This is a genomic window from Planktothricoides sp. SR001, from assembly GCF_001276715.1.
Lineage (GTDB): Bacteria > Cyanobacteriota > Cyanobacteriia > Cyanobacteriales > Laspinemataceae > Planktothricoides > Planktothricoides raciborskii.
On the sequence record NZ_LIUQ01000008.1, the window covers coordinates 55,933 to 67,852 of the forward strand.

Annotated in this window: 10 protein-coding genes; 5 read left to right on the top strand and 5 right to left on the bottom strand. The window is 41.7% G+C overall.

From position 1 onward, the window contains the following. Positions 1-11: 11 nt before the first annotated feature. Entirely contained in the window at positions 12-1,775 is a 1,764-nt protein-coding gene (locus AM228_RS07000; RefSeq protein ID WP_054465417.1) for an ABC transporter ATP-binding protein, read from the bottom strand. A 671-nt stretch (positions 1,776-2,446) separates the two neighbouring features. Between AM228_RS07000 and AM228_RS07005 the strand changes: the two genes are divergently transcribed. From AM228_RS07005 to AM228_RS07020, 4 genes are all read left to right on the top strand, one after another. Further along, positions 2,447-2,836, top strand: a complete 390-nt coding sequence (locus tag AM228_RS07005; protein ID WP_156331598.1) for a hypothetical protein — start codon at positions 2,447-2,449, stop codon at positions 2,834-2,836. After that, positions 2,784-3,647, top strand: coding sequence for a PleD family two-component system response regulator (locus AM228_RS07010; protein WP_082348782.1), 864 nt, complete (start codon positions 2,784-2,786; stop codon positions 3,645-3,647). The genes AM228_RS07005 and AM228_RS07010 overlap by 53 nt, the downstream gene beginning before the upstream one ends. Before the next feature lie 358 nt (positions 3,648-4,005). Continuing rightward, positions 4,006-4,314, top strand: a complete 309-nt coding sequence (locus tag AM228_RS07015) for a Calvin cycle protein CP12 (protein ID WP_082348786.1) — start codon at positions 4,006-4,008, stop codon at positions 4,312-4,314. 413 nt (positions 4,315-4,727) lie between these two features. Continuing rightward, positions 4,728-4,922 carry a hypothetical protein gene (locus tag AM228_RS07020; RefSeq protein ID WP_231636680.1) on the top strand — a complete coding sequence of 65 codons (195 nt, stop codon included), beginning with the start codon at positions 4,728-4,730 and terminating at the stop codon, positions 4,920-4,922. Between the two features lie 316 nt (positions 4,923-5,238). On the opposite strand, the gene AM228_RS07025 is transcribed toward AM228_RS07020, so the two are convergent. From AM228_RS07025 to AM228_RS32025, 4 genes are all read right to left on the bottom strand, one after another. Further along, positions 5,239-5,448: an EAL domain-containing protein gene (locus AM228_RS07025; RefSeq protein ID WP_054465421.1), complete on the bottom strand. Its 210-nt coding sequence runs from the start codon at positions 5,446-5,448 to the stop codon at positions 5,239-5,241. A gap of 93 nt (positions 5,449-5,541) precedes the next feature. After that, positions 5,542-6,123 carry a Uma2 family endonuclease gene (locus AM228_RS07030; protein WP_054465422.1) on the bottom strand — a complete coding sequence of 194 codons (582 nt, stop codon included), beginning with the start codon at positions 6,121-6,123 and terminating at the stop codon, positions 5,542-5,544. A gap of 274 nt (positions 6,124-6,397) precedes the next feature. Beyond that, positions 6,398-7,474 carry a magnesium-protoporphyrin IX monomethyl ester (oxidative) cyclase gene (gene acsF / locus AM228_RS07035; RefSeq protein WP_054465423.1) on the bottom strand — a complete coding sequence of 359 codons (1,077 nt, stop codon included), beginning with the start codon at positions 7,472-7,474 and terminating at the stop codon, positions 6,398-6,400. A 302-nt stretch (positions 7,475-7,776) separates the two neighbouring features. Next, entirely contained in the window at positions 7,777-7,929 is a 153-nt protein-coding gene (locus AM228_RS32025; protein ID WP_156331599.1) for a hypothetical protein, read from the bottom strand. A gap of 50 nt (positions 7,930-7,979) precedes the next feature. Here AM228_RS32025 and AM228_RS29310 point away from each other — a divergent pair. Continuing rightward, a partial coding sequence (locus AM228_RS29310; protein ID WP_072160698.1) for a hypothetical protein occupies positions 7,980-11,920 on the top strand: 3,941 nt, incomplete at its 3' end.

An 11,920-nucleotide genomic window follows, 5' to 3' on the forward strand; every position in this document is an offset into this window, starting at 1 on the left:
GAAATACGTTATTAGGAATTGGCTTGTACAGTTAAGTTGGTATTTGCTGGATGACTTTGTTGCCAAAGGGTGGCATAGAGTCCTTTTTGTTCCAACAAGTCTGCATGGCGACCTGATGCAACGATTTGTCCATTTTCCAGCACAAAAATCCGATTCGCACGCAAAGCTTGAGCGATGCGATGAGTAATCATAATTACTGTGCGTTCTTTGGCTATATGCTCGATAGTGGCGAGAATACCTGCTTCTGTTGCCGGATCTAGGGCTGAGGTAGCTTCATCAAGAATCAGAATCGCCGGATCTCTCACCAGCGCTCTCGCGAGGGCGATTCTTTGCCGCTGTCCTCCCGATAACTGTCCGCCTCTGTCGCCGATCTGGGTATCGTATCCTTGAGGCAAAGTCAGAATAAAATCGTGAATTTCTGCGGCTTTGGCAGCGGCTTCTACTTGCTCGTTACTGGCATCCAGATAACCCATACGAATATTTTCCCGCACAGTCGTATTAAACAGAATCACCTCTTGCGAAACCAGTCCGATTTGTGAGCGAAGAGAGCGAACTTGAGCTTGGCGCAAATCTACCCCGTCAAACAAAATACACCCCTTATCTGGGTCGTAAAATCGTGCCAGCAAATTGACAATCGTGCTTTTCCCCGCACCACTTGGCCCCACAAATACTATAAATTCCTTTGGGCAGATAGTGAGGGATAGATTTTTAATCCCTTCTCTCTCAGAAGTGTAGCTAAAATTAACGTCTTTAAAGTGAACAGCGCGGGAAAAGTGGGGTAAGACCGCCGATCCTTCCTGGTCTTTTACTTGCGGAACTTCAGTTAAAATATCATTGATACGTCGCATCGCTGCCACTGCTTCTATGATATATGGCACCATAAAAGTCAAGCTAAAAATACTGTTATTTAAGCCGATCAATAAAACCTGATACGAGACGAGTGTTCCGACCGAAATAAAATTCCGGTACACCATCGCTGCACCGATACTTAAAATAATAATTTGGACAAATACAAAGACAATAACTGGAATTTTCTGTACTAAGTAGGACAGAAAAGTTGCTCGGATATAAACTTGTTTAAAATTCTTTAAATCGGCGGTAAAATCCTGGATCATATGCTTTTCTAATCCAAAGATTTTGACAACAGATTGAGACAGAATATTTTCTTCGACGACAGTAGCAATATGTCCTTCTTTTTGCCGCAAGTCATAGCCTTTTTCTGTAGCGATAGCAGCAATTTTTGTGGGGGCAATCGCGCAGAAGGAGAAACCAATGAAACTGAGTACCGCTAACTGCCAGTTTAGGGAAAAGAGGAAAATAGCAGAAAACAGAATGTTGCTCAGGTCTATAATCAGCACGGATAGCCCCATTGTGACTACACCATTTTCTACCTTGGCTACATCTGCCAACACACAATTGACTATATCCCCCGCCGAACGTCTGCCAAAGAAATCCATTGATAGGGTTTGGAGATGCTCGAACAGAGAATAGCGAATTTTGTTGATAATTAAAACGCCTAAACGCGCCCCTAAAAAGTTTCCCAGCAAACCAACGCAGGCATATAGAATTCCTCCTAGACCCAGCAGACAGAGAATTAAAACGAGAAGGCGATAATTTTGGGGAATGATGGCAGCATCGATAATAAACTTTAAACTTCCCCTCATTAGGGTATCAAATGCCGCATCAAAAACTAGACAGATAACGAGCGCACCAGCTAACTTTTTATGGTCAGCAATATATTTATTGATAGCTTTGAAAAACCAAGGAATCTGCATTGATAATCTTTGATTTAAGCGAACGGTCAACCCGATATTTTTAGATAGGATAGATTTGCCCTTGGAACCAAGAGCCGGAATTAGACTTCATCAGTAAAGTCGATCAAATAAGTGACTGCTGATGAAGTCTTTCATTTATATTAGGTTAGAATCCTCTGAGCATGATTTTTACTCCTTTTTTGTTGATGGTTTACTTTTTGTTTGGTTGACCGAGCATTTACCACTTTTAACGCAGTATGTGTCCGGCACAGGGCTTTAAAAGCTCTTAAAGCAGCTTGTGTTTGGTATCACAATCGCTTTAGCTCTTTGATGTCTCTATCATGCCTTCCCTTCCCCGTCTCTGTCAGTCGGGAAAGTCGGATCTGTAAAGTCGGAAAAGTCGGATCGTCCCATCAGCCACGGCAAATCAGGGGTTCAAACGCAAGCTGATAGGCGATCTCGCTTCTAAGCTGCATATCGCGGGACAGTCCACTGATACCCCAGAAGTACAAAAAAACTTGAGTCGCACAATTCGGCCAGGTAGCCCAAACTGGATCCCGTGTTTTTGCGGAGCTATTCCAGATCCGCATGAATTTTACTTGCTGCCTGGGACAAGAGCGCGATCGCCTAGCTGATGAATTTTGATGATCCCAGCTTATTGATCGCAAACATGGTTGATTGATAAGATGCAAATGCCCAGTCCAAAAACGAATCAGACTACCAAGTCAACCATGACTAGCGAAGAAGCACTGAAATTTATCGAAGCGATCCTGGAATCCAAAACAGGGAAACAACTGACTCCCCCAGAAAAAGAAATCATCAAAGCAGCTTGGGACAAAGAAACCTATAGCAACCTTGCCCAAAGCTTATATCTTACCGTCGGTCATGTGAAAGATTTAGCCTACATTTTATGGCAGCATCTTTCCGACATCTTTGGGCACAAAATTACCAAAACTAACCTGCGACGAGTGATAGAAAATTACGGTAATAAATTCACTTTATATAAATCACAAATATCAGAAAATAACGATGATAAAAGTTACTCCTCCCCCCCCCCCCCGATGCAATATATTAATTGTTGAAGACATGATATCAATCCAACAATATTTAACAAAGTTGTTAAGTAAACATGGTTATAAAGTTCGCAGTTTCAGCAACGGTAAGATGGCATTAAATTCCATCCGCCACAATCCAACCGATATCATTTTACTGGATATTAAAATCCCCGATATGAATGGCTATGAAGTTTGCAAGGCTCTAAAAGCTGATGAAGTCACCTCAGAAATTCCGATCATTTTCTTAAGTGCGCTAGACGAACCGATAGATAAAGTAAAAGCTTTTAACTTAGGTTGTTCAGATTATATCACGAAACCTTTTGAACCAGAAGAAATCCTGGCTAGAATTAAAACTCAACTAACTATTCAAGAACAAAAAAAACAGTTGAAAGAAGAAATCGAACACCATAAAAAAACCGCAGAAATTCTCTACCAATCTCGCGCTTTACTTGCCAGTTTGTTGAACAGTTCCAAAGATGGAATTGCTGCCATAGAAGCGGTCAGGGATGCGCTAACTGAAGAAATTAACGATTTTTGCTGTTTGGTGGTGAATTCGGTCTTTGCTAAGTTATTAGGTCAAAAACGAACAAACCTTATGAATCAGCCTACCCTGAAACATTTGCTCAATCAACTTACTCCTACCCTATTTGATTCGCTGGTAGAGGTCGTTGAGACGGGAAAAGCGATCGAGCAAGAATTCTACTGGGAAAATCATCACGAGCAGTTCTGGTATTATTTGACTGCCGTAAAATTTAACGATGGTTGTTCGATTACCGTTTGCGATATCACAAAGTTTAAGCTACTGGAATTTAATCCCAAGATGGAATCGCATTTATAATCATAACCTCTGCCCTAGTAGGTTGGGTTGAACGAAAGTGAAACCCAACTCAAAGTAATAGAAAATAGAGATAATGTTGGGTTTCGTGGCCTCAACCCAACCTACAATAGTATTTATATTGTAGGTTGGGCAAAATTTCACCATCATATATGGTAGGTTGGGTAAATTTTTTTGCCCAACCGAAGAATGTTAGGGGCTGTTGGATGAATTTTTGTAAATTGTATAATATTAAATTACTATAAAAATTTCCCGAATTTTTTTTCAGTAAGCTACAATAAAACCAAGAAGTAAACAGGTGTTCCCTGATGGGACTCATCCGCGCACTCCGAGCTATTTTTTATTAGGAGAAAAGTCGGTTATGATTCAGGTCCTCGCAACAAAACCCCAGGAAGTCGGCGTTAATCTGATCAATGAACCCTTAGAACGGAATTTTGAGCAAGAAAGAACCAGAAGACTAGAGGCCAATATTCAAGCCGCGATCGCAGAAGCCCGGGCAATTAGCCAACAAAAAGGTGTGACTTCTCGTGAAAGTGCCGTGGCTTGGGATATTGTGGAAGAACTGCAAGCGGCTGCTTGTCACCGTCGTGAGCAAAAGCAAAAAACTCCATTCGATCGCTATTGTGAAGAAAATCCTAGTGCCATTGAAGCCCTGATCTATGACCTTTAAACCTACAGCAATTTTCTATGGGCTAAACCACTTTTCCTAAGTTAGGGCTTGCCCGCGTCGAATATCTGGGCTACAGGCGGGAGGGCGAAGCATAACCGTATATATTTTATCGCTTAAAAGCATGAATTTACTGCGGTCATGCTTCGCCCCTACAGTTCACAATTATTATATGAGCCCAATCTGCAAAGATTGGGTTTTTTTGTTAAAATCTTTAAGAAATGTTACAAAAACCAGCATCGATCGCTCATGGGTGAGTTTTGCATAAATGAATTTTGAAGGGAATTTAACCAAGTGTCAGCGATCGCGATCGCAAATTTTCTGGCAATAGATCACTGGTGACTGCCCCATGAAATCACCGGAACTTCACGGATCTTGATTCATACTGGAAGTAGTCGAGTTGCGAGCGAAAACCGATGATGAAATATTCTCACAATCAAGCCTCCACTAGCTTAGAAGAAATCTTTGGCCAAAGCCTTAGTTCTGGTAAATTGACTCACTGCGATCGCCTCCAGACTGGTAATGCCCTGTTACAAAATGCTTTGAGTGAAGAACATCAGGACATTATTAATCGCTTAATTTATAATGCCAAGCGCGGCAGACTGACTTGACTAAGGTATTATCTTCTTGATTATTTCTATTTCCGGGTCAAATTGTTTACAAAATCTGTCTATATCAAGCCTGTTTTCAGGTTTTTTTGCTTTTATACTATTAATTTACTGAAAATTAATTTAATTATTTATTATTCTGATTTTCATCATTGTATAGTCTATTAATTAAGTCTATTAATTATCAGATACTCGCTGCCGAAAAATTCAGAAACCAATTCGTAAATTCAGTTGCAGGCAGCAGGCGACTAATCAAATAGTCTTGAATTAATTCGCAACCATGCTGACCTGATATTTTTTTAAAGTAGTTAAAATATTCTCAGCTATTCTCAGCTAAATTTGCTTGCTGAAACTGTTTACTGGATAGATTAATCGAAATTGCTACTGGAGTTAACCCCAATTTTTCCCATTGCCGAATTTGTTGACAAACCGACTCTAATATCCATTTGCTTAATGGGATAATTAACCCGGTATTTTCCGCTAAAGGAATAAATTCGCGGTATAGAATAGATTGATTAATATCCACCATATTTTGAGCGAAACGTCGATCGCAACTTGAATATTAGACTTCTTGCTTTTATTCTATCAAAGCGATCGCCGTTTAAAACTTAAATTTTAAAACCTAACTTGCCCCAAACACTTGGGCAACCGTTAAATTAAGCTCTCTAAATCCTGGAGAAACCACTAAATCATCCCCGGAAAAACTGCCAAATTCTATATAAGTATTTCCCTCCAGCACCAACACCAAAATCGTCTGAGTTTGCGGGTCAACAATCCAATATTCAGGAATGCCACAATCTTGATATTGAATTCTTTTGGCAACATAATCTCTATCCCGTTGTAACTCTCCGGGGCTGACCACTTCAACTACTAATAAAGGCGGTGCCATTGACAGGCGAATTGTATTCCGAGTTGATAATTGTTGAATATGTTCTTCTCTAATAATGGTTAAATCAGGATAGCGATTTTTCGGTTCCCCCCTCACCTCTAATTCTAATCCTTGAACCCGGACTCGACGATAACCGACAATTTCGGCAAATTTCAGTAATAAAAAAGTAGCAATTTGCACATTAAAACCTGATTCGGGGGGCATTTCGATCAATTCTCCGTTAAATAGTTCACAAAAAGTTTCTGAATCATTATTAGCTGATAGATATTCCTCAAAGCTTTGAAAGCGATGTGGGCGATTTGTCACCGTTAGCATCAGATTTACTCCATCATTTTTGAGCTTTTTGCTTTATGGTCAGAAACATAAGCTAGATATATTCCGGCTTTTCCAGGGCATGACATTTTTACGATCTGACTTTTTGGGGCATCTTATGATTATAACTTACGCGATCGGGGCTGGATGTGCAGGGCTGAGTAAAAATAACTACAATGTTCGCTGATTTGTTATGTTGGGTACTAATAACAAAAAGGAGAAACGCTTTTTATCGCGTTTCTCCTTATTTGAAATTGGGATAATTTATTTCGGCATTTTAAGCAACGGTGCCTCTAGTGGCTTCCGCGTCAATTGCTGGAATAAAATAGAGTTTGACTAAATCAGCAAAAATGCCAATTTGTAAGGGCAATTTCCGCAAGGATTTAACGAATTTTGGCGCGTTGCTGGCGTCAATTTCTTTCATCTTCATGTTGCGATCGGAACACCGATATAAACCAGGGAAAAAGTCGGGGTGTTCCACATTCAACATCACCGGGAAAGCACGTCCAGAGGTTTCGTTGGTTTTTCTAATGACGTGGCGATCGTATTCGGTCGCGTTGATGCCAATTGATTCATAAAAATCTGACCGTTCTTGCACGGTTAAGGTGTGGGTGGCAAAGACGGTTAAGAGGAAAAAACGCGCCCACCAGCGACCAGTCCAATGATCCCACATTTTAGGCTGCGATCGCAGTAATGCCTTGAAAATATCGCCGTGGCGGTTTTCATCTTGACACCAGCTTTCAAACATATTAAACAAAGGATAATAGTTATTTTCTGGATGTTTTTCTAAGTGACGATAGACCGTGATATAGCGCCAGTAGCCAATTTTTTCTGAGAGGTAAACCGCATAGATAATCCACTCAGGTTTAAAGAAAGTATAGGTGCGGTTTTTGGTTAAATAGCCTAAATCTAAAGAGATGCCAAAATCCGACATAGACTTATTCAAAAATCCCGCATGACGGGCTTCATCTCTGGCCATCAGCGCAAAGATTTCTGATAAGATCGGGCTGCGGTCTTTGAGGCGACGAGACAATTCTTTAAATAAGATAAATCCAGAAAACTCCGAGGTGCAAGACCGTTCTAGAAAGTCAATAAAAATATTGCGCGTTGTTTCGTCAATATGCTCCCAAGATTTCTTAAATTCTTTAGAATGAACGAAATGATTCCGGTTGTAATCCGCTTTCATTTCGGCGATCATGGCCTTGAGTTCTTCTTCCTGACTGGAAATATCCATATTAGCCACCGCCTCGAAGTCAGTGATATAAAACCGAGGCGTCAGCAAAGTTTCTTTCGTCGGGGCTTTAACTCCGGGCTTGAGTTCTTCGATCTTGGGTTGCGGTGGAGATGTAACCATGTTTTTTTATATTCATCGCTAAATAGTTATACTAAGTTATAACGATTTCGTTCATTTTGGGTAGGGGTTGAGGGAAAATTTTTACAAAGCTTCACGTTTAATGCCCAATCCGGTTGTCAAAACCCGTTTATCAACCCATCTGTCATTCCCGCGAAGGCGGGAATCCACAAGCGTTTGAGGGAACGATCGCAGGGGCGATTCGCCAATCGCCCCTACGGGAGAACCGGATTTGGTGTCAAATCGCAACAGGAGTCAAGTTTCGGGATCCGCTTTGCGGCATCGCCTTTCAGTCCAAGAACAAATCAAATCCTGAATGCGATCGCGGCTGAATTTGACCGCAGAGGCACCAAACCGGGCAGTCTCTTGGGTTCTGCTGAATTCGGTTCTACCGTAGGGGCGAGAAAGCGAATCGCCCCTACATAAACCCAAATTAATCTCGTAATTGTCGCAAGCATTTTTGGAATTGTTCTTATATAATTGTTCTCAAAATAGTCTTGCATGCATAATGAATTACGATACCATTGAAGACCTGGTATGGTCGATCGCGGCTGGACAAGGGGAATTTACCTTAACCTTTGCCCACTGTAACTATGCCAAAGGGCGAGAAGAATTAATTCAACAGTTGCAGAATCAATGTGAAATTACCCGGTTGGATTTAGAACCGGGGGATAAAAATATTTATGAAAAAATTTCCCAAAAAATTCAATCAGAAAGTCCATCAGCGATGATGGTCGTGGGACTGGAAACCGTCGAAAATTTACCCGAACTTTTAAGAATCACCAACAACCAGAGGGAGAGATTTCGCGCTGATTTTAAATTTCCCTTAGTCTTATGGGTGAATGATATTGTCTTGGGTCAGTTTACCGAATTGGCTATGGATTTTAAGACCTTCGGCGTCACAATTTACTTACCCATTACCCCGGAAGCGCTGCAATTATTTGTAAAACAGAAAAGTGAGCAATTTTTTGAGACTTTTTTGCAAAGTGGCGGCAGTCAGTTTATTTCTAATGCGGAAATATTAGGCCATAATTATCAACAAGAAATTGAGGCTGCTAAAGCAGACTTTGCCCGGTTTGGGGAAAATCTGTCTCCTTATATCCAAGGATGTTTGGATTTAATTAGGGGCAGAGATGAATATCAGCGGCATCAGATTGATGAAGCATTAAAGTATTATCAAGCAACTCAGGCATCGTGGCTATCTTGTCAAGACCAAGATCAAGGTAACGAAGTTTCCCCACTTCAGCAAGCGGTATTAGAGTTTCATTTAGGGTTAGCTTATGGGGAAAAAGCCGACCCCGAAGCGCAACAACAAGCGAAAAACCATTTAACAAGCTGTATCGATATTTTAGAAACCCATAATAGACCGGATTTAACGGCAAAATTTATCAATAATTTGGGAGAATTATTGCTAAATTTAAAGCAATGGTCAGAGTTAAAAGAGTTAGCGGAAAAAGCGATCGCGCTACATCAAAAATATCATCAATTTCGAGAATTAGCCCAAGCTTATGGGTTTTTAGCCCAGGTAGCTTTAACAGAACAAAAATGGCAACTTGCTTGCGACAATGCCAATTTAGCATTAAGTAGGGGCAATGCCCCCGTGCTTGCCCCCAATGCGATCGCGGTGCTTGCCCCCAATTCCCCCGTGCTTGCCCCGATATATTTACTGTTAGCCCAAGGACAAGAACAGTTAAATAACCATCAGGAATCATGGCAAAATTGTCAAGAAGCATTAAACCTGGAAATTCATGGAAAGCCCGATTATTTTATCCAGCTATTACAAGAGTTAAGGGATTTATATTTTCAGCATGGCCATTACTTAGAAGCCTATAAAATCAAAATTGAAATTCAAACACGGAAACAACAATATGGGTTGACGGCATTTGTAGGGGCTGGACGACTGAAAGTAAGTAAAACCGAGGATAGTTCGGTTTTTGGTCGTCAAGGGGATATAGAAAAATTAGTTGATAAACTATGCAGTAAACAGAATAAGTTAATCATCATTTATGGTGAGTCGGGAGTGGGGAAAAGTTCTCTAGTGGAAGCGGGGCTAGTTCCCGCTTTGCAACGGAGAAAGTTGATTGATAATCGCGATATTGTAGTGGTGTATCTTCGGGTTTATACCAATTGGGACGAGGAGTTATTAGAAAGGTTGAGAACCCCCCTTAGTCCCCCCTTGTTAAGGGGGGAAACCGGAGCCGAAAAAGCCCCCCTTAGTAAGGGGGGTTTGGGGGGGTCTGATTTAGCAGCACAGGCAGGAACCCCCCTGAGTCCCCCCTTGTTAAGGGGGGAAGAAGAAAATAAAGCCCCCCTTAATAAGGGGGGTTTGGGGGGGTCTGATTTAGCACCACAGGCAGGAACCCCCCTGAGTCCCCCCTTGTTAAGGGGGGAAACCGGAGCCGAAAAAGCCCCCCTTAGTAAGGGGGGTTTGGGGGGGTCTGATTTAGCAGCACAGGCAGGAACCCCCCTGAGTCCCCCCTTGTTAAGGGGGGAAACCGGAGCCGAAAAAGCCCCCCTTAATAAGGGGGGTTTGGGGGGGTCTGCAACTACCGCTTTAGATCAAATTCGCGCACAGCTAAAAAACAATGACCAAAATTATCAATTTACCGTGCTGATTTTTGACCAATTTGAAGAATTTTTCTTTGTGGTGACAGATGCAGCAGAAAGACAACGGTTTTTTGAGTTGATTAGCGAATGCTTGAAGCAAGCTTATGTAAAAGTTGTGTTTTCTTTGCGAGAAGATTATCTCTATTTGATTTTGCAAGGAACTCGCCGGTTAGATTTCAGTACCATTAATAATGATGTGCTGGATAAAGAGATTCTCTATTATATTGGCAATTTTGGCGGTGATGCAGCCAAAGAGGTGATGCAAAATCTGACTCATAACTCGCAGTTTAAATTAGAGGATGAATTAATTAAACAGTTAGTGGAAGATTTGGCCAACTTGGGGGAAGTGCGACCCATTGAGATGCAAATTGTCGGTGCGGAATTGCAAGAGAAACAGATAAAAACCATAGAGGAATATGGCAAACTAGGGGAACAGCCGAAAGCGAAGTTAGTTAAGCAATATGTCCAGGATGTTATTGATGATTGTGGCAGTGAGGAAAATCGCCAACTGGCTCAATATGTGCTATCCCTGCTGATTGATGAACACAACAATACTCGTCCCCTGAAAACAACATCAGAAATTCAGGCCAATTTAACCGATTTATTAGCAAATTTATCCCCGATTAATCTTCATCAGCAGTTAGATGTAGTTTTAGAGATTTTGGTCTTGTCGGGTTTGGTGATGTTGTTGCCGGAAAAAGTCCAGAATCGTTATCAACTGGTGCATGATTACCTAGTAGAAGTAATTCGACAAGAATATGGGACTTCTTTGTTGGCACAATTGCAAGAAGCTAAGGCCGAACGAGAAAAAGAAAAACAAGCCCGATTAAAATTATTAAAACAAACTGTTCGTGGGTTGATTTTTGGGTTATTGGTATTAACAGGATTGACCGGATGGGCAATTCAGTCTGCTTTTAACGCCAAAGAACAAACGGAAAAAGTACAAAATCAGGAAATTCTGGCTTTAAGTCAATCGTCTAAACTCTACCATCTTTTAAACAAAGATTCTCTCGATGCTTTAATTGAGGCCATAAAAGCTGGGGTCAAGGTGAAACAAGGGGCTGGAAAAATTCCTCTGGAAACGCGAATGTTATCGGTGGGGATGTTACAACAAGCCATTTATCCGCAAACAATTGGAGAAAATATTCAAGAACATATTCAAGAAAAAAACCGTTTAGAGGGTCATCAAAATTCAGTCTGGGATGTAGCGTTTTCCCCCGATGGCCAAACCATCGCTTCTGGAAGTTGGGACAACACCATCAAACTCTGGAGTCGCGAGGGAAAATTACTGCATACTCTGTCAGGTCATCAAGATTTAGTCAGCAGTGTGGCGTTTTCCCCCGATGGCCAAACCATCGCTTCTGGGAGTTGGGACAAGACCATCAAATTTTGGAGTCAAGAAGGAAAATTACTACATACTCTGGAAGATCATCAAGATTGGGTCAGGAGTGTGGTGTTTTCCCCTGATGGCCAGACCATCGCATCTGGGAGTGATGACGGGACGATCAAACTTTGGAGTCGCGAGGGAAAATTACTGCATACCCTGTCAGGTCATCAAGGTGTGGTCTTTAGTGTAGCTTTTTCCCCCGATGGCCAGACCATCGCATCTGGGAGTGATGACGGGACGATCAAACTTTGGAGTCGCGAGGGAAAATTACTGCATACCCTGTCAGGTCATCAAGGTGTGGTCTTTAGTGTAGCGTTTTCCCCCGATGGCCAGACCATCGCATCTGGGAGTGATGACGGGACGATCAAACTTTGGAGTCGCGAGGGAAAATTACTGCATACCCTGTCAGGTCATCAAGGTGTGGTCTTTAGTGTGGCGTTTTCCCCCGATGGCCA